Origin of the sequence: Tritonibacter scottomollicae (assembly GCF_003003215.1) — a bacterium.
In the GTDB taxonomy this organism is placed as follows: Bacteria; Pseudomonadota; Alphaproteobacteria; order Rhodobacterales; family Rhodobacteraceae; genus Epibacterium; species Epibacterium scottomollicae.
This window is the reverse complement of the sequence record NZ_PVUF01000012.1, coordinates 91466-113590: the sequence shown is the minus strand read 5'-3', so window position 1 is coordinate 113590 and position 22125 is coordinate 91466. Positions and strand designations below refer to the sequence as shown.

Sequence of the window (22125 nt, the reverse complement as noted above, 5' to 3'; positions counted from 1 at the left end):
CGTGAACGAAGGGCGCCGAAAGTTGAGACCGATCGCAGTCGAATTGTTTGCGGGCGCAGGTGGCCTTAGCCTCGGGTTCGAGCAGGCGGGGTTTGACGTCCGGGCCGCGGTGGAAATCGACCCGGTCCATTGCGCCGTTCACAAGTTCAACTTCCCCCATACGGCGGTTCTGGCGCGCTCTGTCGAGGGGCTGAGCGGCGAGCAGATCCGCGCGGCGGCAGGCCTGGGCGATGCGGAAATCGACTGTGTGTCGGGTGGTGCGCCCTGTCAGGGGTTCTCGATGATCGGCAAGCGGGTGCTGGACGATCCGCGCAACCGGCTGGCGATGGATTTCCTGCGCATTGTCAAGGAATTGGACGCCAAGTCCTTTGTGTTCGAGAACGTCAAGGGGCTGACGGTGGGCAAGCACAAGCAGTTCCTTGAGGAGCTGGTGGCGGCCTTTGATGCGGCTGGATATGTCTGTCGCACGCCGTGGAAGGTGCTGAACGCCGCCCATTTCGGCACGCCGCAATCGCGTGAGAGACTGATCCTGATGGGGGTCAAGAAAGGCCTGCCGCTGCCCGAATACCCCGCGCCGCAGACCAATATCAGCGGCAAGCCCAAGACCTTCGAAGGGCTGCCTGACGGGCCCAGCTGCCGCGAGGCGCTGGGGGATCTGCCAGATGCGGAACGCTTTGACGCGCTGCTGGACAGCGATGCCACGCGCGGTGTGCGGTTTGGCAAACCGTCGGACTACGCGGCAGAACTGCGCGGGCTGACCAATGATGCCTGGCACCACGGCTATATCCGCGACTGGCAGCCCTCGCTTCTAACGTCGAGCGCGCGGACCGGTCACACCGAGATCACCCGCCGTCGCTTTGGCGAAACTGCCGAGGGCGCGGTGGAGCCGATCAGCCGGTTCTTCAAGCTGGCCCGGGGAGGTGTCTCCAACACGTTGCGGGCGGGGACCGATGGCGCGCGCGGTGCCTTCACCAGTCCGCGCCCGATCCACTACAAATACGACCGCTGCGTCACCGTGCGCGAGATGGCGCGGTTGCACGGGTTCCCCGACTGGTTCCGTTTCAACGCCACCAAATGGCATGGTGCGCGTCAGATCGGCAATTCGGTGCCCCCGCCGCTGGCCCGCGCCGTGGCGGCTCAGATGATGGCAGCACTTGGCTATCAGCCCGAACGCCCGGAGGGTACGCTGGCGCTGGGGGATCCCAAGCTGCTGCAGTTCGACCTGACCCGCGCCGCTGCCCATTTCGAGGTGGACGCCATGCCCGCGCGCCGGGACCGCAAGAGCGGCGCGACCAAGCGGCGGCAGGCGGATATCGAGCTGGAACGCGCAGAGACCGCGCCCAAGACCGCCAATGGCTAAGCAGCAGAACCGCTACAGCGCCCTGATCGAGAAGATCTTTGTCGAACGTTACAGCGAAGGCGCGACCGAGTTTGGCTTCACCCGCGAGGAGCTGGAGCAGGCCGCACAGGAGCTGGCGATCAAACTGCCCAAGAACCTGGGCGATGTGCTCTATTCCTTTCGCTTTCGCAATGTGCTGCCCGAAGCCATCGTGGCCACCCAGCCCGAGGGGCGCGAATGGGTGATCGAACTGGCCGGGCGAGCGGTCTATAAATTCAGCCTGGTGAAGATCAACCGTATCCTGCCGCAGCAGGATCTGGAGGTCATCGACATCCCCGACGCCACCCCCGCCATCATCCGCGCCTATGCGCTGGATGACGAGCAGGCGCTGTTGGCGGTGGTGCGCTACAACCGGCTGATCGACACGTTTCTGGGCCTCACCACCTACAGTCTGCAAAACCACCTGCGCACCACGGTGAAGGGCATGGGCCAGATCGAGATCGACGAGCTGTATATCGGCCTCGACCGGTACGGCTGCCATACCATCATTCCGGTGCAGGCCAAGGGCGGCAAGGATCAGATCGGAATCGTGCAGGTCAGTCAGGACATCCGCTATGCCGACGCCAAGTTTCCCGGCATGCGCTGCCGTGCGATCGCCGCGCAGTTCATGGATGACAGCATCGTGGCGTTGTTCGAACTGGCGGTGCAGGGCGACGAGATCCAGGTGCTGCAGGAGCGTCACTATCGCCTCGTGGCCGCCAATGCGCTGAGCTACACGCGGCGGATCGCCTATCGGGACGAGGTCTGAGGGGATGGACGCGCTGTTGCCCGTGGCGGGCGAGGCACCGGCTCCTCCGTTCAAGACCCAGCTGTTGAAATGGGTCGGCAACAAGCAACGCTTTGCCCATGAGATCGTCGCCCATCTGCCCAAGGATTATGGCACCTATTTCGAACCCTTTCTGGGCGCGGGCGGTGTGATGGCCAACTTGCGGCCCACACGCGCCGTGGGCTCCGACATCTACCCGCCGCTGGTTGAGATCTGGCAGGCGTTGCAGGATGACCCCGAGTTGCTGAACCATTGGTATCAGGCGCGCTATGAGGCCTTCATGGCGGGCGACCGTGTGGCGGTCTACGAGGCGATCAAGGCCCGTTACAATGCCACGCCCAATGGGGCGGATTTCCTGTTCCTGTGCCGGGCCTGCTACGGCGGCGTGGTGCGGTTTCGCCGCAAGGATGGCTATATGTCGACGCCCTGCGGCAGCCACCCGGTGATGAAGCCGCATAAGTTTGCCGAGCGGGTCGACATGTGGCGCACCCGGATGGCGGGCGCGCGCTTTGCCTGTCTGGATTATCGCGCCGCCATGGCACAGGCGCGAGCAGGGGATGTGGTCTATTGCGACCCGCCCTATGCGCATTCGCAGACCATTCTGTATGGCGCGCAGGCGTTCCGGCTGGAGGAGCTATTCGCCAGCATCGCCGCCTGCAAGGCGCGCGGGGTGCGGGTGGCCATGTCGATCGACGGCACCAAGAAATCCGGCGATGTCTATTGTGACATCGAGATCCCGCACGGGCTGTTTCAGCGCGAGATCCTCGTCAATATGGGGCAATCCATGCTGAAGCGGTTCCAGATGGGTGGCCAGCGGATGCAGACAGAGGCGGTCCGGGATCGGTTGTTGTTGACCTACTGACCGCCGCTTCCTCTAAGCCAAAAAATCCTGGGAGAGGCCCGTGAGGGCCGGGGGCAGAGCCCCAAATACATGCGCTGCCGTCAGGCGTTCAGAAACGCGCGCACCGTGGCCTCGAATTCGCGCGGCTTTTCCGCGTGCAGCCAATGGCCTGCGCCGGGGATCTTGGCAAAGCGGGCACCGGGAAACAGCGATTTGATGCGGCTGCGATGCTCCGCCTGCACATACTCGGAGTTGGCGCCTGTCAGGAACAGCGCTGCTCCGTCCCACTGGGTTTCAACCTCCGGAAACGACAGGATATGCGGCATCTCGCGCTCCAATGTGTCGAGGTTTAATCGCCAGCGCTTGTTCTCCACATCCAGCGATTGGGTGAAAAAGCTCTGCAGCATCGCATCCACGCCGGCCTCTGCCAGTTGCTCCTGTGCGTCGGACCGGCGGCTCACCCGCGCGAGGTCGACGCTGCGCATGGCGGTGATGAAATGCGCCTGTGTGTGCTCATAGCTGACCGGGGCAATATCGGCGACCAGCAGCCTGTTGACCGCGTCGGGGTGGGTGAGCGCCAGCATCATCGCCGCCTTGCCACCCATTGAGTGCCCCACCACATCCATGCGCCCGCCATGGGCGGCGATCACCTCGGCCAGATCCTCGGCCAGATCGGCATAGCTGTGGGTCTGGGTCTGCGGACTGTTGCCGTGGTTGCGCATATCCACCGCAATCACCTGCCGCTCATCAGACAGGCGCTTTGCAATCACGCCCCAGTTGCGCCCGGAGCCGTAGAGGCCATGGGCAATCAGCAGGGGTGGTTGGTCGGTCGGGTGGCCATGTATGATCGTGTTCAGCATAGGGCGGTGATAGCCGCAACCCGCCCGACTGTCAGCCCCCAACCTTGCGCGTACGCGGCATTGAGATCCACAGCCGCGGTGGGTATGGTCCAGCTTGTTACACGCGCAGCCCGAGGATCCCCGCGCCATGAGCGAGACGTTACAGAGTGAGCTGGACCAGATCCAAACGCTGTTGGAAAAACGACTGAAACTCTCCGGCGAGCTGGCTGACAGCCTGCGCCGCGCCCGGCGTCACCTGCCGCACCGGATGCGCCGGGCGGCGGATGATCTGGTGGCAGCGGATGCAAGCTTTGCCCATCCGCGCATCGCTGCAACGCTGGATCAGGACGGTCTGCTCCGAAAAGCGCGGCGGCTTCGGGCCTATCTGGCAGAGCTGGACCTGAAGGACCGGCGCAAGGGGCGGCTGCTGGATATCGCGGCCACTGTTGGCTTTGCGCTGATCTGTGTCATTGCACTTCTGGTGGTGGTGTTGCGCTGGCGGGGCTTTGTCTGACATCGGTTGGCGTGACCGGTCGGTAAGGCGTGTGTGAGAGCGCATCGCGCACCACCAATGTCACGGTGACAAAACTCACATAAAGCAGAAGATACCAGCTGCCCATCTTGGCGATACTGACCCATTGGTCGCTGTCCTGACCGGCATAAAGCCAGGTGCGGGTGCGGGTGCCGACGTTTTCCGCCACCCAGAGGAAGAAGCTGGACAGGAAGGCCGCCAGCGGCAGCGGCATCCAATAGGCTTGTCCGCCGAGATAGAACCAGATCCGGGTGCGGATGAAGATCACCACCGTGGCGACAAACAGCGCCAGCCGGATATCCGGCAGGAAATGGTGGCTGAAGAAATTCACATAGATCGCAACCGCGAGGCAGGTGGCCAGCCATAGCGGCGGGTAGGGGGCAAAGCGCATGTCGAACAGGCGGATCACCCGCGCCATGTAGGACCCCACGGAGGCATACATGAAGCCGGAAAATAGCGGCACACCCCAGAGTTTCACCAGACCGTCGCCGGGATAGGCCCAGCTGCCCGCATCAACCTTGAAGATCTCCATTACCGTGCCGGTGAGATGGAACAGCAGGATCACCCGCACCTCGCGCCAGCTTTCCATGCCGGCGGCTAGAAACAGCACCTGCAGCCCCAGCGCATAGAGCAACAGCGCATCATAGCGCGCCAGCGCCCAATCCGGCTGCCAGATGCGATCCGAAATCAGCAGTCCCCCAAGGAGCAGAATGCCGAATATCGCTGCCCAGCCCTGTTTCAGAGTGAACATCACGAATTCCGCCACCGCAAAGGGCAGGCGGGCGCGCATCCAGTCGCCGAGGGTGCGTTCAAGGCGGCGGGTGCGGTTCGGGTTTTGGTCAGTCTGGATCATGCGGGGCAAATGACGAGAAAACCGCTCCAAAGTCCATCCTGATTGTTTGACCTGACTTCGTCTGCCCTGACAGAGTGTTGCTGCCGAGACAGGGTGCAGCCCCAGATGCAATGCAGAGGTTTGCATCTCGCGCCTGAGCGGGTTTATAGGTGCATGAACATGGTTCAAGAATTGGCGGGCAAGCATGACGACAAAAGCAGAGCAACGCAGAGCGGATCTGCGCGACAAACTGGTTGTTGCGGCGGAAGCGCGTATTCGGGAGACGGGGGTTACGGCATTGCGCGCACGCGATCTGGCCAAGGATGCGGGCTGTGCGGTGGGGGCAATCTACAACGCGTTCGATGACATGACCGCGCTTGTGATGGCGGTGAACGGTCGCACGTTTCAGCGGTTGGGCGCGGTGGTCGAAGCGTCCATAACCGCATCGCGGGGCGCGTCTGCCACGGATCGGTTGATCCTGATGAGTGAGGCCTATCTGGATTTTGCAAGTGACAATAGTCGCCTGTGGCGCGCCCTGTTCGATCTGGAATTGCCTGCGGATGGCGCGGTGCCGGTCTGGTACCGCACGGCGCTGGATCGGCTGTTCCAGCATATCGCGGGCCCGGTGGCGGAGTTGTTTCCTGATCAGCCACCAGAAGAGCAGGCCCTGACGGTGCGGGCGTTGTTCTCTTCTGTTCATGGAATTGTGCTCCTCGGGCTTGAAAACCGGATCTCTGGTGTGCCGCCACAGGACATCCGACGGATGATCGCATTGGTTTTGTCACGGTTGATGGTCAGGTAATCCATACCTTTTGAACATTGTTCAAAAAATATCTTGAACGACGTTCATGACTTTGCTACCTCACTTGTGAACGATGTTCACGAATGGAGGAGCGATCATGTTCTCAACTTTCAAGACCCTGATGACGGGCGCAAATCGCAGAGCAGAGGCGCAGGTCCGCCAGCAGTATTCGATCGAACTGATCGAGGAGAAAATTGCCCAGGCCACCGATGACCTGAAATCGGCAAAGTCGACGCTGGTGAGCCTGATCCAGAAAGAACGGGCCGAGCAGCGCCAGATTGCAACCTTGGATACGCGGATTGCGGATCTGACGACGCGGGCACGGGCGGCCCTGACAGAGGGGCGAGACGATCTGGCCGAAGCCGCTGCCGCAGCGATTGCCGAAATGGAGAATGAGCGCAGCCTGCGTCAGGACACGCGGTCACGTCTGGAGGCGCGTATCATGCGCCTGCGTCAATCGGTGGAGACGGCGCACCGTCGTCTGATTGATTTGAGGCAGGGCGCGATCTCGGCCCGCGCCGTCAAGGGCGAGCATCGCGCTCAGGCCAGCCTTGGCCGGTCGCTGAACCGCCAGCCCATGGATGAAGCGGCTGAGCTGATCCAGGAGGTCCTGGGCCAGGAAGACCCCTTCGAGGCCTCGGAAATTCTGGGCGAGATTGAAACCGGTCTCGCGCCGCACTCGGTGGCGGATCAATTGGCGGATGCGGGGTTTGGCACGCCGCTCAAGAGCACGGCAACTGATGTGCTGAGCCGCCTGAAGACCGAACGCTGATCCCGACATGCGAGGGCAGAACTGCCCTGAGACGAAAACCCGGGAGCGCTAGGCTCCGCAGACAATCTATTTGGAAATGAAGGATAAAACCATGTTTGACGCACGCAATGAGAACGCCCTGATCACCAACCTCAACATCATCGGCGTCGTCGTCGCCTATGGCATGCTGGGCATTTCGCTCTGGCTGTCGACCGAGGTGCCGCTGGCGACCAAAGGATATTGGGGCATGGGCATCCTGCTGCTGACACTGAGCCTGATCAACGTGGTGAAATACCGCTTTGATATCCGTCAGAGCTCGGATCGGATCCGCCGCATCGAAGAGGTCCGCAACGAGCGCATGCTGGAAGAGGCGTTGAAAGAACCATCTTCCGAGAGCTGATGCAACAAACGGGGGGCAGGGAATACCTGCTCCCATTGTCAGTCGCCACAGATAGAAACAGTAAAACCGCCGCGTCCGAGACGCGGCGGTTTATGTGTTCATGGTCGCTCAAAGGCGATCAAATTCAGTGGTTCGGGTAGAGCGGGAAGCGCGCGCAGAGGGCAGCGACCTTCCCACGCACGGTTTCCTCGACTGCCGCGTTGCCGTCTTCGCCATTGGCGGCCAGACCATCGACCACTTCGACGATCAGGCGGGCAATCTCGCGGAACTCGTCCTCACCAAAACCACGGGTGGTGCCCGCTGGAGTACCCAGACGAATGCCGGAGGTCACGGTGGGCTTTTCCGGGTCAAACGGGATGCCGTTCTTGTTGGTGGTGATATGCGCGCGGCCCAGAGCCTTGTCGACGATGTTGCCGGTCACGCCCTTGGGACGCAGGTCCACCAGCATCACATGGGTGTCGGTGCCACCGGTGACGATGTCCAGACCGCCCTTGATCAGCTCATCCGACAGGGCCACCGCATTGGCACGCACCTGCTTCTGGTAGGATTTGAACTCGGGCTTCAGCGCTTCGCCAAAGGTGGCGGCTTTGCCGGCGATCACGTGCATCAAGGGGCCACCCTGGATGCCCGGGAAGATGGCGGAGTTGAACTTCTTCGCCAGATCCGGGTTGTTGGTGACGATCATGCCGCCACGCGGACCGCGCAGAGTCTTGTGGGTGGTGGTGGTGGCCACATCCGCATGCGGGAAGGGGGACGGGTGCTCGCCTGCGGCCACGAGACCGGCGAAATGCGCCATGTCGACCATCAGCCAGGCGCCGACGCTGTCGGCCACGGCGCGGAACTTGGCAAAGTCGATCTGACGCGGAATAGCGGAGCCGCCGGCGATGATCAGCTTGGGCTGGTGCTCGGTGGCCAGCGCCTGCAGCTGGTCATAGTCGATCAGGTTGTCGTCTTCGCGCACACCGTAGTGGACCGCGTTGAACCATTTGCCGGACTGGTTCGGCGCCGCACCATGGGTCAGGTGACCGCCGGAGGCCAGATCCATGCCGAGGATGGTGTCGCCGGGCTGCAGCAGTGCCTGGAACACGCCCTGGTTCGCCTGGCTGCCGGAGTTCGGCTGCACATTGGCGAATTCGCAGTTGAACAGCTGCTTGGCGCGGTCGATGGCGAGGTTTTCCGCCACGTCCACATGCTGGCAGCCACCATAGTAGCGGCGGCCCGGATAGCCTTCGGCGTATTTGTTGGTCAGCACGGAACCCTGTGCTTCCATAACGGCGGCGGAGACGATGTTCTCCGAGGCGATCAGCTCGATCTCGTCGCGCTGACGGCCAAGCTCGTCGGTGATTGCGCCGAACAGCTCCGGGTCACGCTCGGAAAGGCTCTGGGTGAAGAAACCGGTGTCACGGGGGGTCTCAGTCATGCTGGCTCCGTCTGGTTGGGTGTGGTCTTTGCGAGATTTCCTATCGGAAACTTCACGGATCTGAAAGACTGTAAAGCGACGAAACGGGTCAGCTGAACGGCAAGTCTGGTCATCGGGGAAAACCTGTGCTTGTTTCGGAACCGTTTGGACCCTTCCGGAAACAGGATCACGTTCCATGAGAATCGCATTTCTGGCCAGTACGGCCCCGCTGGCGCAAACCGCGCGTGGCGTATTGGTCAGTCGCTACGGCAGCGTCGAGATGAGCGAGGCAGATGTGATCGTGGCGCTTGGCGGCGACGGGTTCATGCTGCACACCCTGCGCGAGACGGTGGATCTGAACGTGCCGATCTATGGCATGAACCGCGGCACCGTCGGCTTTTTGATGAACAGCTATGGTGAGGGCGATCTGATGGAGCGTCTGGCCGACGCGCAGGAAGAGACCATCCACCCGCTGCGCATGCATGCAAGGGATCGCAACGGGCAGATGCATGAAGCGATGGCAATCAACGAGGTGTCGCTGCTGCGTCAGGGGCCGCAGGCGGCCAAGCTGCAGATCTCGGTCGATGGGCGGCAACGCATGGCGGAGCTGGTCTGCGACGGGGCGCTGGTGTCGACGCCGGCGGGCTCCACCGCCTATAATTTCTCTGCCCATGGTCCGATCCTGCCGATCGGGGCGGATGTGCTGGCGCTGACGGCGATCGCGGCGTTCCGACCCCGGCGCTGGCGCGGGGCACTGTTGCCGAGCGGTGCGACGGTGCGGTTCGACGTGATCGACGCGGCAAAGCGGCCAGTGATGGCGGAGGCAGATTCGGTGTCATTCAAGGATATCGACTGGGTGGAGATCCAGAGCGAGCGCAGCATCAGCCACAAGATCCTGTTTGATCCCGGCCACGGGCTGGAGGAACGGTTGATCTCTGAGCAGTTCAACTAACCCCTGACCCCAGCGGACGCGCTTACGCGCGACAGGGTGAGCCCCGTGCCCGAGGGGCACGGGGCCGTTGCCTCCCGGCGGGAGGTATTTCAAAAAAGATGAAACGAGGCCGCGGGGATCATGAGGCGGCCCCAATGGTAGAGCTCAGACCTGTGCGGCCATGTGGTCCCAAAGGGGAGGTGCCATCTGGCCGAGACGGTCCTCGATGGCGATGGCGGCATCCACGGCCATGTCCTCGCGCCAGCGCTGCGCCACGATCTGTACGTTGATGGGCTGCGGCCCTTTGGGCAATTGCGCCAGGCGGGAGGGCACGCAGGCGGCGGGCAGCCCCATGTAGTTCATCGCGTAGGAATAGACCGCGCAGCCCAGCACGTCATGGGCGCCTTCGACCCCTTCGCGGTCCCGGTCGGGGGCAAAGAAGGGCTGTGGCAGGAACGGCGTCAGCACCAGCGGGTAATCCGCCATGAACAGCGCCCATTGGCGGGCGTAGTGGCTGCGCTTGGCGTACATCTTCAGCAGCTCGTCACCCTGATAGGGCGGGAACTCCTGAAAATAGGTGTCGAACATGGTGCGGATGACGTCTGAGCCGACGGCATCCAGATCCGGCTTCATCAGCGCGTGTATCTCACCCATCAAGGCGCGGTAGCCGGTGCGTCCGGCCTCGAACACATTGGGGGGCTCGATCTCTTCGACGATGTAGCCCGCATCGGTAAGGGCGTCGCGGGCCGAGAGCAATGCGGCCTCGACCTCCGGGTGCAGATCATAGCCGTGCGGGTTGCGGGTGAAGGCGACCTTTGTCGGGCCTGAGACACTGGGACCCTGCCAGGGCACCGGTGCGTGAAAGGGGTCGCGCACATCCGGTGCGATCATTGCGGGCATGGCCAGATGCAGGTCACGGGCGGAGCGGGTCATCAGGCCCTGCACGCTCATCAACTGGGCCAGCAGCCCACGTTCTGCCGTCTGGGAGGGGTTCCAGGCCGGCACGCGGCCGAGGCCGGGCTTCACCGTCACCGCGCCATTGGCGGCAGCGGGAAAACGCAGGGAGCCGCCAATGTCGTTGCCATGGGCCAGCGGGCCGATGCCGGCCATGACCGCAGCTCCGCCGCCACCGGAGGAGCCACCGGGCGAGATATGCCGCCCCCAGGGGTTATGCGTCCGCCCGTAGAGCGGATTGTCGGTGTCGGTGCGAAAGGAGAATTCCGGTGTGTTGGTGCGCCCGATTACCACTGCGCCTGCGCGTTCGAGGTTCTGCACCACCGGCGCGTCGTCCGGGGCAATCAGGTCCTTGAGTGCGGGAATGCCGTTGGAGGTGGCATGGCCGGTCTGGTCCACGTTGATCTTGATGGTCACCGGCACGCCATGCAGCGGGCCACGCAGATGTGCTGGGGTGCCGTCGAGAGCCTCTGCGCGGGCCAGGGCTTCGTCCCGGAGATCCTCCACGACGGCGTTCAGGGCCGGGTTCACTGCATCCAGACGGGCGATGGCGTTCTGCACGGCGGCTGTGGGCGTGATGTCACCGGCTGTGGTCAGGGTGGACAATTCGGTTGCGCTCAGGCGCCAAAGGTCTTGATTTGACATGTTAACAATCTCCTTGATCGAGAGACTAGTGCGCGTCCTCTGGGCTGGGAAGGGCCAATCCTGTTAAGGATATGTTCAGGCCGGTCACAACAGTGTCGTGCCAGTGCAGGAGGGAGATCCTGCGTCCTTTGATACGAGAGCTCAAAATCAGATGATGAAGAATATTCGGTGCGCTTTGCTGGCCACCGCCGGTGTGTTGGTCAGCTCAATGGGACACGCACAGGGATTCGTGTCTGTCCTGCAAGTGATGGATGACATGATCGACACGCCCTATGAATGCGCCGACTACGACCCTTTGACGGACAGCTGTTCCGGCGTGTCGCTGATGTATTCGGAGGAGGGCATCATCTACAATGCTGCATGGTTTGCGCTTCCTGATGCAAATGGTGACCCTTGGGTGTTCGAGGCCTTTTCTGAGTATGAGTTCCTGTTCGGCTGGGGATGCCCGCCGAGCCAGGGGCAGGGCGCGGGCATTAGCTACAAGTCGGGTGGAACCCCTGAGTTGGGCGCGCAATACGCAGAGCAGATCGAGGCGCAGGTCGCGGCGAGCTTTGACCCGTTTGCGCCTTGTGCGGGTTACTACCCGGCAGGACCACGCCAGTATGTGGTCGAGTTTCGCCATCGCAACGGAGAGTTGGCAGACCAGGCCAGCATCAGGGTGCAGTTTTTCGCGGAGCCAAAAACCGTGCGCCCCTGAGAGATACGGGCGCGCGGTTGTCAGAAAATTTGGAACAATCCCGGTGCATCCACGTTGTCAGGTCAAGCAGCACGCATCGCAGTTTATGCAGTGTGAGCGAAGCTAAACAGACAGGAGTATTGACGATGAACTGGGATATTATCGAAGGCAAATGGAAGCAACTCAAAGGTTCCGCACAGAACCAGTGGGGCAAGCTGACTGAAGATGAGATCGATCAGGTGGCCGGCAACCGTGAAAAGCTGGTGGGTCTGGTTCAGGAGCGTTACGGCGTGGCCAAGGACGAAGCTGAACGTCAGGTCGATGATTTCGCGGCGCGTCAGTGACCATTTGCCGTAGAGCAAGCGGCATTCGATGAAGCAAAGCGGTCCCCGTCGGGGGCCGCTTTGTCGTCTTTGCGGGGTCACATCGCGTAGCCGAGCGCCCTCAGAGCGACGGTGATCTCCTCCAGAACCGTCGGATCGTCGATGGTGGCCGGTTGTTTCCACTCCGTGCCATCGGCGATCGAGACCATGGTGCCGCGCAGGATCTTGCCCGAACGCGTCTTGGGCAGTCGGTCCACCACGCAGGAAAGCTTGAAAGCGGCGACCGGGCCGATCTTGTCGCGCACCAGCTTGACGACTTCGGCGTTGATCTCCGCATGACTGCGGCTGCATCCGGCATTCAGGCAGAGAAAGCCAAGAGGCACCTGACCCTTCAGGCTATCCGCTACACCGATGACGGCGCATTCCGCGACATCCGGGTGGCCCGACAGTACCTCCTCCATCGCGCCAGTAGACAGACGGTGTCCGGCGACATTGATGACATCATCGGTGCGCGCCATGATGTAGAGGTAGCCGTCCTCGTCCATCATCCCTGCATCGCCGGTCTCGTAGTAGCCGGGGAAGGTGGTGAGATAGCTTTTGCGGAAGCGATCCTCGGCATTCCACAGGTTTGGCAGCGTGCCCGGGGGCAGGGGGAGTTTGATGGCAATGGCGCCCAGTTCGCCCGCAGGCATCGGGTGGCCACCTTCATCGAGGATCTGCACGTCATAGCCCGGCATCGGCACTGCGGGAGAGCCTAGTTTCACCGGCAGTGTCTCTATCCCCAATGGGTTTGCGGCAATCGGCCAGCCGGTCTCTGTCTGCCACCAGTGGTCGATCACCGGCACCTTCAGTTGATCTTGCGCCCAGGTGATCGTGTCGGGATCGGCCCGTTCGCCCGCCAGATAGACCTGACCGAGACAGGAGAGATCATATTTCGCCACGTATTCGCCCTTGGAGTCCTCGCGTTTGACGGCGCGAAAGGCGGTGGGGGCGGTGAAGAAGGTCTTGACCTTATGTTCCGAGATGATCCGCCAGAAGGTGCCCGCATCGGGAGTGCCGATAGGCTTGCCCTCAAACACGATGGTGGTGTTGCCATGGATCAGCGGCGCATAGGCAATATAGCTGTGACCCACCACCCAGCCCACATCGGAGGCGGCCCAGAACACATCACCGGGATCGACGTTGAAGATGTTCTTCATTGTCCAGTTCAGCGCCACCAGCTGGCCGGCGGTATGGCGGATCACCCCCTTGGGTTGCCCAGTCGTGCCAGAGGTATAGAGGATATAAGAGGGGTGGTTGCCTTCTACCGGCACGCAATCTGCAGGCTCCACGCCATACTGGAACCCGTGCCAGTTCACGTCACGCCCCTCGATCAGCTCTGCCACTTCCTGTTCGCGCTGGAAGATGACGCAGAAGTCGGGCTTATGGCTGGCCTGTTCGATGGCGCCGTCCAGCAGAGGCTTGTAATGCACCGTGCGCCCCGGTTCGATGCCGCAGGAGGCGGCGATGATCGCCTTGGGGGTGGCGTCATCAATACGCACCGCCAGTTCATTGGACGCAAAGCCCCCAAAGACCACGGAATGTACCGCGCCAATGCGGGCGCAGGCCAGCATCGCTTCGATGGCCTCGGGGATCATCGGCATGTAAATGATGACGCGGTCGCCTTTCTCGATCCCCTTGGCCCGCAGCGCCCCGGCCAGCGTCGCCACCCGGTTGCGCAATTCCACATAGGAGATCTCGCGCTTTGTGTGGGTGACGGGGCTGTCGTAGATGATCGCGGTCTGCTCACCGCGCCCGGCCTCCACATGGCGGTCAACAGCGTTGTAGCAGGTGTTTACCTTGGCGTCGGCGAACCATTCATAAAGCCCGTCGCCAAGATCGCTCAGCGCCCGCGTCGGCGCCTGGTCCCAGCTGATGGCCGTGGCGGCCTCCATCCAGAACCCTTCCGGGTCAGCCTTCCAATGTGCATACACCTCAGAATAGGTCATGGGGATCCTCCTCACTGTCTCCTCTTGCGACAGAGCCTAGGCGCAAGGCTCAAACCCTCGCAAGCGCGCTGGGCGACCCTGCGTCAGATCGGATCAGATTTGTGGATGAATTTGCCAATTCGGATTGCAAAGTTTGCAAACCATGACATGGCCGACATTTCGGTGAAGAAAATTCTGAAGTCTGCAAAGTTGCAAAGCTAACTCTTGCAGATATTGCGCAGACAGTTGCGACTCAGTTTGCGCAAACGGTCAGCGCAGGGGTGGTGGGATGAGGCTATGCCTGCCTCAGGGGCTGGAATCCGACGACCCCCAATCCGGACAAAGGCGGGCGCAGATTGCGGCCCGCCTTTGCTGTCTGCTTTGCGCGCTGGGCGTCAGCCGTAGTGGGCTACGGGCGTGCCTGCGATGGCAGCCATGTTCAGCAATCCGCGCGCGGTGATCGAAGGCGACACGATATGAGCGCGGTTACCCATGCCCATCAGGATCGGACCGACCTCCAGCCCGCCGGAGCGCATCTTCAGGATGTTGCGCACGCCGGATGCGGCATCCGCATGGGCAAAGACCAGTACATTCGCGGCTCCCTCAAGGCGGGAGTTGGGGAAGATCCGTTCGCGAAGCTCCGGGTCGAGCGCGGTGTCGATGTTCATCTCGCCCTCGTAGACAAAGTCGCGGCGCTTGTCGTCGAGGATTTCCAGTGCGGCGCGCAGACGCGCTCCGGTATCGCATGGAATGTTGCCGAACTGGCTTTGTGAACACAGCGCAATCTGCGGTGTCAGGCCAAAGCGGCGCACATGGCGGGCGGCGCCGATCACGGTCTCGGCAATTTCTTCCGGGGTGGGTTCAATGCGCACCTGCGTGTCCGCGATGAACAGGGGCCCATCTTCGAGGATCATCATCGACAGCGCACCATGGGGGGCATAGGTGCCGCCGCCGAGGATCTGTTGCACGTAGTTCAGGTGCCAGCGATACTCGCCGAAGGTGCCGCAGATCAGGCTGTCCGCTTCGCCGCGATGTACCATGATGGCACCGATGGCGGTGGTGTTGGTGCGCAGGATCGCCTTCGCGAGATCCGGCGTGACCCCCTGGCGCTCCATGATGCGGTGATAGCTCGACCAGTAGTCGCGGTAGCGCGGGTCGTTTTCCGGGTTCACGATCTGCACGTCCTGACCGGGGCGGATCGACAGGCCCAGCCGTTCGGCGCGGCTCTCGATCACCTCGGGACGACCGATCAGGATCGGGGTCTCGGTGGTTTCACGCAGGATTTCCTGAGCCGCACGCAGCACCCGTTCATCCTCGCCCTCGGCAAAGACGATGCGACGGGCCGCGGCGCGGGCGGCCTCGAACACCGGCTTCATCAGGAGGGCGGATTTGAACACGCTCTGGTTCAGCTTGGCGCGATAGGCCCCGAGGTCGTCTATCGGACGTTTCGCCACGCCGCTCTTCATGGCCGCGCTGGCCACGGCAGAGGAAACCACAGCCACCAGGCGTGGGTCGAAGGGTTTCGGGATCAGGTAGTCGGCGCCGAACGTCAGCTGTTCGCCCTTATAGGCGGCAGCGGCCTCGGCCGAGGTGGTGGTGCGCGCCAACTCTGCGATGCCGTCGACGCAGGCGATCTGCATTTCGTCGTTGATCTCCGTCGCGCCGACATCGAGCGCGCCGCGGAAGATGAACGGGAAACACAGGACGTTGTTGACCTGATTGGGAAAATCGCTGCGCCCGGTGGCGATGATCGCGTCCGGGGCCACCTTGCGTGCCGCGTCGGGCATGATTTCCGGCGTCGGGTTGGCCAGCGCAAAGATGATCGGACGGCGCGCCATCTTGGCGACCATCTCGGGCTTCAGCACATTGGGGCCGGAGAGGCCGAGGAACAGATCCGCGCCGTCGATCACCTCGTCCAGGCTGCGCTTGTCCGAGGCCTGCGCAAAGGCGGCCTTATGCGGGTTCATGTCCTCTTCGCGGCCCTCGTAGACCAGACCGTGGATGTCGCAGAGCCAGATGTTCTCGCGCTTCACCCCCAGTTTCAGCAACATGTTGAGGCAGGCAATCCCCGCCGCACCACCGCCGGTGGAGACAATCTTGATGTCCTCGAAGGCCTTGTTCGCCACGTGCAGCGCGTTGGTGGCCGCAGCGCCGACGACGATGGCGGTGCCATGCTGGTCGTCGTGAAAGACCGGGATGTTCATCCGCTCACGGCAGAGCTTTTCGACGATGAAACAATCCGGCGCCTTGATGTCTTCAAGGTTGATGGCACCAAAGGTCGGCTCCAGCGCGCAGACGATATCGGCCAGCTTTTCCGGATCGTTCTCGTTCACCTCGATATCGAAGCAGTCGATATTGGCGAAGTTCTTGAACAGGACCGCCTTGCCTTCCATCACCGGCTTGGAGGCCAGCGCGCCGATATTGCCGAGGCCGAGCACGGCGGAGCCATTGGAGACCACCGCAACCAAATTGCCACGGGCGGTGAAGCGCGCGGCGTTGACCTCGTCTTCCTTGATCTCGAGGCAGGCTTCGGCGACGCCGGGCGAATAGGCGCGGGCGAGGTCATTGCCGGTGGCCAGCGGCTTTGTGGCGCGGATTTCCAGTTTACCGGGGCGCGGGAACTCGTGGTAACGAAGGGCCGCGTCGCGCAGGGATTCCGATGTCTTGTCGGGCATGAATAAGCGCTCCTGATGGTGATAGTTTAGCGTTAAACTATTTTTTCATCGAGGGGAACCGCGTTTTGTCGTACGATCTCCTCTCGGCGGAATATGCACATCTGACATCATCACATCGCACCAGACAAGCCGCAGGACGGCAGGCCTCAGCAAACCGCAGAACCGGGTGGATCGCACATCAGGCGCAGAGATCGCGTTTGACCATCCGATCAAAACCGGCAAAGACTGGCGGTGAACAGGAACACTACGGCCCAACCGGCTTTGGATCCCATGCGGATGCCGCGCCGGGGGCTCAGGATGGAGTACCCCCATGCCCGCATCTGATGCACCCTCCGGCCCGTCGCTGCGCGCTCCGGCCGCCGCCGTGCGTGAAAACGCCCATGCGCCCTATTCCAACTTCAAGGTGGGCGCGGCCATCCGGGCGGCCTCCGGCAGCGTTTATGTCGGCTGCAATGTCGAGAATGTCGCCTATCCCGAGGGCACCTGCGCGGAAGCGGGCGCCATTGCCGCAATGGTCGCTTCTGGTGAGACCGAACTGGCGGAGGTCTACGTGATTGCAGATTGCCCGAGCCCGGTCCCGCCCTGTGGTGGCTGCCGTCAGAAGCTGAAGGAATTCGGGGCGGCGGATGTCTCCGTGACCCTGGCAACCACGGATGGGGTCGAGATGAAGACCACTATCGGCGATCTTCTGCCCGGTGCCTTTGACGCGGGCCACATGGAGCGGAGCTGACATCATGGATGCGCGTGCGGTCATTGCGAAGTTGCGACAAAAGCAGGTGCCGTCCGCCGAGGACCTGACGTGGTTTGCCCAAGGGCTGGCTGGTGGCGAGGTCTCTGATGCGCAGGCCGGTGCCTTTGCCATGGCGGTCTGTCTCAACGGCTTGCCGCCTGCAGCGCGTAGCGCCCTGACGCTGGCGATGCGGGACAGCGGCGACGTGCTGACCTGGGATCTGCCGGGGCCGGTGGTGGACAAGCATTCCACTGGCGGCGTGGGCGATTGTGTCTCGCTGCTGCTGGCGCCGGCGCTGGCGGAATGCGGCGCCTATGTGCCGATGATCTCCGGGCGCGGGCTGGGCCATACCGGCGGCACGCTGGACAAGCTGGAGGCCATTCCCGGCCTTAGCACGCAGGTGTCGCAGGACCAGCTGAGCAGCATCGTGGGCGACGTGGGCTGTGCCGTCGTGGGCGCCACTGCGCGGATCGCACCGGCGGACAAGCGGCTTTACGCGGTGCGGGATGTGACCGCGACGGTCGAAAGCCTCGACCTGATCACCGCCTCGATTCTGTCGAAGAAACTGGCGGCCAGCCCGCAGGCCCTGGTGCTGGACGTGAAGATCGGCTCCGGCGCGTTTATGAAAACGTTGGAGGAGGCTTGCGCGCTGGCAACTTCGCTGGTGGAGACGGCCAATGCCGCCGGCTGCCCGACACAGGCGCTGATCACTGATATGAACCAGCCGCTGGTGCCCGCATTGGGCAATGCGTTGGAAGTCGCTGAGGTGATGCGGGCGCTGACGGGGCAGGCGGCAGGGCCAATCCTCGACATCACAGTGGCCTTGGGCGGCGGGCTGCTGGTTCAGGCGGGGCTGGCGGAGAGTATTGCAGATGGCGAGGCGGAGATTGCAGCCGTTCTGGCGGATGGCCGGGCTGCGGACCGCTTTGCCCGCATGGTTGCGGCACAGGGCGGGCCGATGGGCTTTGCCGAGAGCTGGGAGACGATCCTGCCCAAAGCGCCGGTGATCCTTGAGGTGACAGCCGAGAGTGCCGGCCATGTTGCCGCAATCAACGGCGAGGCGCTTGGCCTTGCGGTGGTGCGGCTGGGCGGCGGGCGCATGGTGGAGAGCGACAGGGTGGACCCGGCGGTGGGGATTTCTGATCTTGTGCCGCTGGGGGCAAACCTGACCCGAGGCGATGTGATCGCGCGGGTGCATGCCGCCCACATGGACGCCGCGGAAGAGGCGACGTCGGCCTTGCGGGCGGCGGTGAGCATAGCGCCCGCTGCCCCCGAGTTGCCGCCGCTGGTGCATGAAAGGATCACATGATGGCGCGTGCTTTTCTGGTGGTAATGGACTCCGTGGGGATCGGCGGCGCGCCGGATGCGTCGAGTTATTTCAATAAGGACCTGCCGGACCTCGGCGCCAATACGCTGGCCCATATTGCCCAAGCCTGCGCCGAAGGACGGGCCGAGGAGGGCCGCAGCGGGCCGTTGCGCCTGCCGACGCTGGATGCGCTGGGGCTGGGGGCGGCGGTGCGGCTGGCGTCATCGCAGCCGGTGCCGGGGTTGGACGCTGCGCCGCAGGGGCTCTGGGGCGCGGCCTCGGAGGTGAGTGCGGGCAAGGATACGCCTTCGGGGCATTGGGAATTGGCCGGGCTGCCGGTGCCCTGGGACTGGACCTATTTTCCGGACCAGGGCGATGCGTTTGATGCCGCACTGGTGGCTCACGTAGCGCAGGCGGCGGGCACCGAGGGTATTCTCGGCAATTGTCATGCCTCCGGCACTACCATCATCGGCGAGCTGGGCGCGGAGCATATGCGGAGCGGTCTGCCCATCTGCTACACCTCCGCCGACAGCGTGTTCCAGATCGCCGCGCATGAGGAGAGCTTTGGCCTCGACCGGTTGTTGGCGCTTTGCAGTGATGTGGCGCCGTATCTGCATGCGATGAAAGTGGGGCGGGTGATTGCACGCCCCTTCGTAGGCAGCCCGGAAGAGGGGTTCACCCGCACCACAAACCGACGTGACTATGCCATCATTCCGCCTGCGCCGATCCTCACCGATTGGGTGCAGCAGAGCGGCGGACGTGTGCATGGGATCGGCAAGATCGGTGACATCTTCTCCATGCAAGGCATTGATACGCTGAAGAAAGGCGCGGATGCCGAGCTGATGGGGCATCTGGCAGAAGCGGTGCGGAGCGCCGAGGACGGCAGCCTGACATTTGCCAATTTTGTCGAATTCGACAGCCTTTATGGCCATCGCCGCGACATCTCCGGTTATGCCCGCGCGCTGGAGTGGTTCGACGGTGAGATCGCGCGCGTCATCAAAGGCTTGCGCCCGGGGGATCTGATGGTCCTGACCGCCGATCACGGCAATGACCCCAGCTGGCCGGGCACGGACCACACCCGCGAACAAGTGCCGGTGCTGATCGCAGGCGCGGGCGCAGGCTCGATCGGTTCGGTGCGGTTTGCGGATGTGGCGGCCTCGGTCGCGGCGCATCTCGGCGTGGCCGCGCAGGGGCCGGGGCGGTCGTTTCTGTAACTGCCGTGCTGCCATGCGCGGCAAAAGCGCTTTTGTTCACAATCACGCTGTTTTAAGACAGCGAAAAGCAAAATGGAGTGTGCCTGATGAGTGACCACCTGACAGTTGTTGACCACCCGCTGGTGCAGCACAAGCTGACGATCATGCGTGACAAGGCCACGTCCACCTCGGAATTCCGCCAGCTCTTGCGCGAGTTGACCCAGCTCCTGGCCTATGAGGTCACCCGCGAGCTGCCGCTGACCACCACCACCATTGAAACCCCGATGGAGGATATGGAAGCACCGATCCTCGCGGGCAAGAAGCTGGCACTGGTGTCGATCCTGCGCGCAGGCAACGGCATGCTAGACGGTGTGCTGGAGCTGGTGCCGTCGGCGCGTGTCGGCTTTGTCGGCATGTACCGCGATGAAGAGACGATGCAGCCGGTGCAATACTACTTCAAGGTGCCGCAGCAGATCTCCGACCGGATGGTGATTGCGGTGGATCCGATGCTGGCGACCGGCAACTCCTCGGTGGCGGCGATCGACCTGCTGAAGGAGGCAGGTGCCAACAATATCCGTTTCCTGTGCCTGCTGGCCTCGCCCGAAGGGGTGGCGCGCATGAAAGAGGCGCATCCGGATGTCAAAATCATCACAGCATCGCTGGATCGTGGCTTGAATGAAAAGGGCTATATCATGCCCGGTCTCGGCGACGCTGGCGACCGCATGTTCGGCACCAAGTAAACCTGCACATCGCCCGGCAGCAATGCTGTCACATCATGCAAAGAGCCGTTTCGCCCCTCACGTTGGGCTGAGCGGCGACAATCTGGCGACGATTGGCCGAAACACCCGATATTGTTGCGGGCATTACCTTTACTCACACCGGAAACTCAGTCATCTTGGGCCCATATGTTGTGGGGTGGGGCCATGAAAATCACTATAGTTACGGCAGTGTCCATCATCTTGGCAGGTGGGTTTACAGGCGGTGTCGAAGCGCAAATTTCGTCACGCACCGCCGAGCCTGCGGAGTTCCCCCCGGCAAGCTATCAGGGGCGGCAATATGTCGACAGCCGGGGCTGTATCTTCATTCGCGCCGGAGTCGACGGCAATATTGCCTGGATCCCGCGGGTAAACCGGGCACGTCAGCAGCTCTGCGGGGCGGAGCCGACCAAGGTCGCGGGCACGTCGAGCCAGAAACCTGCAGGGCCGCAGCCGGACATCATCACACTTGCACCCGAAGCGGAGAGCCGCGCGGCCGCGCCGGTCCGCACGGCCACCCCGACACCGGTCCGTAATCCCCCGGTTGCCGCTGTCAAACCCCAACGCACACCCGAGATGACCTCAGCCGGTCAGGCAGAGGCCACTCTTGCTCCAGCGCGTCCTGTGCGACGCGCGCCGCAGCCGGTCGCTGCAGCTCCGGCCCCGGTTGCGCCGACAACGGTACCGGTTGCCGCTGCGCGCGTGCGCACGTCCGATAACCCCTTGGCTCAGATCACGCCCAATACCCGCATTCTGCCCGTGCATGTTTACCTGGAGCGGCGCAAGAGCGAGGATCTGCAGGTGCCCGAGGGCTATCGCGTGGCCTGGGAAGATGATCGCCTGAATATTCATCGTGCGGAACAGACCATCCGACCAACGGTCTTGAGTGATCGTGCGGTTGTCCCTGAAGGCTACGCACCTGCGGACCGGGCCGACAATCGCATGAACCGCCTGCGTGGCGTGCGCACGCCGCAAGGTGATGCACAGATGGCGCAGGTCTGGAGCGACAGCCTGCCGCGCCGCCCGGTCGAACGGGCGCTGAACAAGACCCCATTCGTGCTGTGGGATGCGAAGGCGAAATACGGGATCGTGCCGCCGCGTCGCGGTGGGGCTGTGGTGACGCGGTTGTCCACGCGCTCTGCGCCTGACGCGGTGCTGCCCGACACATCTTCGGTCCAAGCGGCGCCACGGTACATTCGCGCCGCGACGCTGGCGGATCCGGCGCAGGCCCGCGCGGTGGCGCGTGACCTTGCGGCGGCAACTGGACTGAAGATGCGGCTGGGCTCTGTGACGCGCAATGGGCAGACGCTCAAGGTGGTGCTGTCTGGCCCATTCACTGCCGGCGCCGAACAAGCGCTGCAGCGCATCCGGGCCGCCGGGTTCAGCGGTGCACGGCTCAGCAAGTAGCT

At 62.9% G+C, this 22125-nt stretch carries 21 protein-coding genes; 15 read left to right on the top strand and 6 right to left on the bottom strand.

Annotated elements, in window-relative coordinates:
- Nucleotides 1–22 precede the first annotated feature (22 nt).
- The 3 genes from CLV89_RS16885 to CLV89_RS16875 are packed head-to-tail and all read left to right on the top strand — an operon-like array spanning nucleotide 23 to nucleotide 3027.
- Nucleotides 23–1360, top strand: coding sequence for a DNA cytosine methyltransferase (locus tag CLV89_RS16885; protein WP_106164864.1), 1338 nt, complete (start codon nucleotides 23–25; stop codon nucleotides 1358–1360).
- Nucleotides 1353–2147, top strand: a complete 795-nt coding sequence (locus tag CLV89_RS16880; RefSeq protein ID WP_106164843.1) for an endonuclease — start codon at nucleotides 1353–1355, stop codon at nucleotides 2145–2147. Before CLV89_RS16885 ends, CLV89_RS16880 begins: the two co-directional genes overlap by 8 nt.
- Nucleotides 2148–2151: 4 nt before the next feature.
- Entirely contained in the window at nucleotides 2152–3027 is an 876-nt protein-coding gene (locus tag CLV89_RS16875; protein ID WP_106164842.1) for a DNA adenine methylase, read from the top strand.
- Nucleotides 3028–3107: 80 nt separating this feature from the next.
- On the opposite strand, the gene CLV89_RS16870 is transcribed toward CLV89_RS16875, so the two are convergent.
- The gene (locus CLV89_RS16870) at nucleotides 3108–3866 is read right to left on the bottom strand and encodes an alpha/beta fold hydrolase (protein WP_207796959.1); all 759 of its coding nucleotides are present in this window, start codon (nucleotides 3864–3866) and stop codon (nucleotides 3108–3110) included.
- A 127-nt stretch (nucleotides 3867–3993) separates the two neighbouring features.
- Here CLV89_RS16870 and CLV89_RS16865 point away from each other — a divergent pair, with 127 nt between their 5' ends.
- A complete protein-coding gene (locus CLV89_RS16865) occupies nucleotides 3994–4359 on the top strand; it encodes a hypothetical protein (RefSeq protein ID WP_106164840.1) in 366 nt (121 codons plus the stop codon).
- Here the strand turns inward: CLV89_RS16865 and CLV89_RS16860 are convergent.
- Nucleotides 4313–5230: a DUF817 domain-containing protein gene (locus tag CLV89_RS16860; RefSeq protein WP_106164839.1), complete on the bottom strand. Its 918-nt coding sequence runs from the start codon at nucleotides 5228–5230 to the stop codon at nucleotides 4313–4315. The two genes, CLV89_RS16865 and CLV89_RS16860, sit on opposite strands and share 47 nt — an antisense overlap.
- Nucleotides 5231–5414: 184 nt before the next feature.
- Here CLV89_RS16860 and CLV89_RS16855 point away from each other — a divergent pair, with 184 nt between their 5' ends.
- The 3 genes from CLV89_RS16855 to CLV89_RS16845 all read left to right on the top strand — a co-directional run bounded on the left by CLV89_RS16855 (nucleotide 5415) and on the right by CLV89_RS16845 (nucleotide 7162).
- Entirely contained in the window at nucleotides 5415–6011 is a 597-nt protein-coding gene (locus tag CLV89_RS16855) for a TetR/AcrR family transcriptional regulator (RefSeq protein ID WP_106164838.1), read from the top strand.
- A 97-nt stretch (nucleotides 6012–6108) separates the two neighbouring features.
- On the top strand, nucleotides 6109–6783 hold the full coding sequence (locus tag CLV89_RS16850; RefSeq protein WP_106164837.1) for a PspA/IM30 family protein: 675 nt from the start codon (nucleotides 6109–6111) through the stop codon (nucleotides 6781–6783).
- A gap of 91 nt (nucleotides 6784–6874) precedes the next feature.
- Nucleotides 6875–7162, top strand: coding sequence for a YiaA/YiaB family inner membrane protein (locus tag CLV89_RS16845; RefSeq protein ID WP_106164863.1), 288 nt, complete (start codon nucleotides 6875–6877; stop codon nucleotides 7160–7162).
- 124 nt (nucleotides 7163–7286) lie between these two features.
- Here CLV89_RS16845 and glyA read toward each other — a convergent pair whose 3' ends face one another.
- Nucleotides 7287–8582, bottom strand: coding sequence for a serine hydroxymethyltransferase (gene glyA / locus CLV89_RS16840; RefSeq protein ID WP_106164836.1), 1296 nt, complete (start codon nucleotides 8580–8582; stop codon nucleotides 7287–7289).
- 175 nt (nucleotides 8583–8757) lie between these two features.
- Between glyA and CLV89_RS16835 the strand changes: the two genes are divergently transcribed.
- Entirely contained in the window at nucleotides 8758–9513 is a 756-nt protein-coding gene (locus tag CLV89_RS16835; RefSeq protein ID WP_106164835.1) for an NAD kinase, read from the top strand.
- Between the two features lie 144 nt (nucleotides 9514–9657).
- Here the strand turns inward: CLV89_RS16835 and CLV89_RS16830 are convergent, their stop codons facing one another.
- Nucleotides 9658–11091: an amidase family protein gene (locus tag CLV89_RS16830; RefSeq protein ID WP_106164834.1), complete on the bottom strand. Its 1434-nt coding sequence runs from the start codon at nucleotides 11089–11091 to the stop codon at nucleotides 9658–9660.
- 151 nt (nucleotides 11092–11242) lie between these two features.
- Between CLV89_RS16830 and CLV89_RS16825 the strand changes: the two genes are divergently transcribed.
- Both CLV89_RS16825 and CLV89_RS16820 read left to right on the top strand, forming a co-directional pair.
- On the top strand, nucleotides 11243–11788 hold the full coding sequence (locus tag CLV89_RS16825; protein WP_106164833.1) for a hypothetical protein: 546 nt from the start codon (nucleotides 11243–11245) through the stop codon (nucleotides 11786–11788).
- Nucleotides 11789–11913: 125 nt separating this feature from the next.
- Entirely contained in the window at nucleotides 11914–12111 is a 198-nt protein-coding gene (locus tag CLV89_RS16820; protein WP_106164832.1) for a CsbD family protein, read from the top strand.
- A gap of 77 nt (nucleotides 12112–12188) precedes the next feature.
- Here CLV89_RS16820 and prpE read toward each other — a convergent pair whose 3' ends face one another.
- The gene (gene prpE / locus CLV89_RS16815) at nucleotides 12189–14078 is read right to left on the bottom strand and encodes a propionate-CoA ligase PrpE (protein WP_106164831.1); all 1890 of its coding nucleotides are present in this window, start codon (nucleotides 14076–14078) and stop codon (nucleotides 12189–12191) included.
- 374 nt (nucleotides 14079–14452) lie between these two features.
- A complete protein-coding gene (locus CLV89_RS16810) occupies nucleotides 14453–16732 on the bottom strand; it encodes an NADP-dependent malic enzyme (protein ID WP_106164830.1) in 2280 nt (759 codons plus the stop codon).
- 310 nt (nucleotides 16733–17042) lie between these two features.
- Between CLV89_RS16810 and CLV89_RS16805 the strand changes: the two genes are divergently transcribed.
- The 5 genes from CLV89_RS16805 to CLV89_RS16785 all read left to right on the top strand — a co-directional run bounded on the left by CLV89_RS16805 (nucleotide 17043) and on the right by CLV89_RS16785 (nucleotide 22123).
- Entirely contained in the window at nucleotides 17043–17462 is a 420-nt protein-coding gene (locus tag CLV89_RS16805; RefSeq protein WP_106164829.1) for a cytidine deaminase, read from the top strand.
- A 4-nt stretch (nucleotides 17463–17466) separates the two neighbouring features.
- Nucleotides 17467–18771 (top strand): thymidine phosphorylase, encoded by a 1305-nt coding sequence (locus CLV89_RS16800; protein ID WP_106164828.1) that lies wholly within the window; start codon nucleotides 17467–17469, stop codon nucleotides 18769–18771.
- Nucleotides 18771–19982 carry a phosphopentomutase gene (locus CLV89_RS16795; RefSeq protein WP_106164862.1) on the top strand — a complete coding sequence of 404 codons (1212 nt, stop codon included), beginning with the start codon at nucleotides 18771–18773 and terminating at the stop codon, nucleotides 19980–19982. Before CLV89_RS16800 ends, CLV89_RS16795 begins: the two co-directional genes overlap by 1 nt.
- 86 nt (nucleotides 19983–20068) lie before the next feature.
- Nucleotides 20069–20701 carry a uracil phosphoribosyltransferase gene (upp, locus tag CLV89_RS16790; RefSeq protein WP_106164827.1) on the top strand — a complete coding sequence of 211 codons (633 nt, stop codon included), beginning with the start codon at nucleotides 20069–20071 and terminating at the stop codon, nucleotides 20699–20701.
- A 183-nt stretch (nucleotides 20702–20884) separates the two neighbouring features.
- Nucleotides 20885–22123 (top strand): SPOR domain-containing protein, encoded by a 1239-nt coding sequence (locus CLV89_RS16785; RefSeq protein WP_106164861.1) that lies wholly within the window; start codon nucleotides 20885–20887, stop codon nucleotides 22121–22123.
- The last annotated feature ends 2 nt before the right edge of the window (nucleotides 22124–22125 follow it).

Coding starts and splice junctions, on each gene's coding strand:
- CLV89_RS16850 (WP_106164837.1), top strand. CDS start 6,109: ATGTTCTCAACTTTCAAGACCCTGATGACGGGCGCAAATCGCAGAGCA.
- CLV89_RS16805 (WP_106164829.1), top strand. CDS start 17,043: ATGCCCGCATCTGATGCACCCTCCGGCCCGTCGCTGCGCGCTCCGGCC.
- CLV89_RS16860 (WP_106164839.1), bottom strand. CDS start 5,230: ATGATCCAGACTGACCAAAACCCGAACCGCACCCGCCGCCTTGAACGC.
- CLV89_RS16785 (WP_106164861.1), top strand. CDS start 20,885: ATGAAAATCACTATAGTTACGGCAGTGTCCATCATCTTGGCAGGTGGG.
- glyA (WP_106164836.1), bottom strand. CDS start 8,582: ATGACTGAGACCCCCCGTGACACCGGTTTCTTCACCCAGAGCCTTTCC.
- CLV89_RS16830 (WP_106164834.1), bottom strand. CDS start 11,091: ATGTCAAATCAAGACCTTTGGCGCCTGAGCGCAACCGAATTGTCCACC.
- CLV89_RS16855 (WP_106164838.1), top strand. CDS start 5,415: ATGACGACAAAAGCAGAGCAACGCAGAGCGGATCTGCGCGACAAACTG.
- CLV89_RS16880 (WP_106164843.1), top strand. CDS start 1,353: ATGGCTAAGCAGCAGAACCGCTACAGCGCCCTGATCGAGAAGATCTTT.
- CLV89_RS16875 (WP_106164842.1), top strand. CDS start 2,152: ATGGACGCGCTGTTGCCCGTGGCGGGCGAGGCACCGGCTCCTCCGTTC.
- CLV89_RS16835 (WP_106164835.1), top strand. CDS start 8,758: ATGAGAATCGCATTTCTGGCCAGTACGGCCCCGCTGGCGCAAACCGCG.
- CLV89_RS16870 (WP_207796959.1), bottom strand. CDS start 3,866: ATGCTGAACACGATCATACATGGCCACCCGACCGACCAACCACCCCTG.
- CLV89_RS16820 (WP_106164832.1), top strand. CDS start 11,914: ATGAACTGGGATATTATCGAAGGCAAATGGAAGCAACTCAAAGGTTCC.
- CLV89_RS16865 (WP_106164840.1), top strand. CDS start 3,994: ATGAGCGAGACGTTACAGAGTGAGCTGGACCAGATCCAAACGCTGTTG.
- CLV89_RS16825 (WP_106164833.1), top strand. CDS start 11,243: ATGATGAAGAATATTCGGTGCGCTTTGCTGGCCACCGCCGGTGTGTTG.
- prpE (WP_106164831.1), bottom strand. CDS start 14,078: ATGACCTATTCTGAGGTGTATGCACATTGGAAGGCTGACCCGGAAGGG.
- CLV89_RS16810 (WP_106164830.1), bottom strand. CDS start 16,732: ATGCCCGACAAGACATCGGAATCCCTGCGCGACGCGGCCCTTCGTTAC.
- upp (WP_106164827.1), top strand. CDS start 20,069: ATGAGTGACCACCTGACAGTTGTTGACCACCCGCTGGTGCAGCACAAG.
- CLV89_RS16795 (WP_106164862.1), top strand. CDS start 18,771: ATGGCGCGTGCTTTTCTGGTGGTAATGGACTCCGTGGGGATCGGCGGC.
- CLV89_RS16845 (WP_106164863.1), top strand. CDS start 6,875: ATGTTTGACGCACGCAATGAGAACGCCCTGATCACCAACCTCAACATC.
- CLV89_RS16800 (WP_106164828.1), top strand. CDS start 17,467: ATGGATGCGCGTGCGGTCATTGCGAAGTTGCGACAAAAGCAGGTGCCG.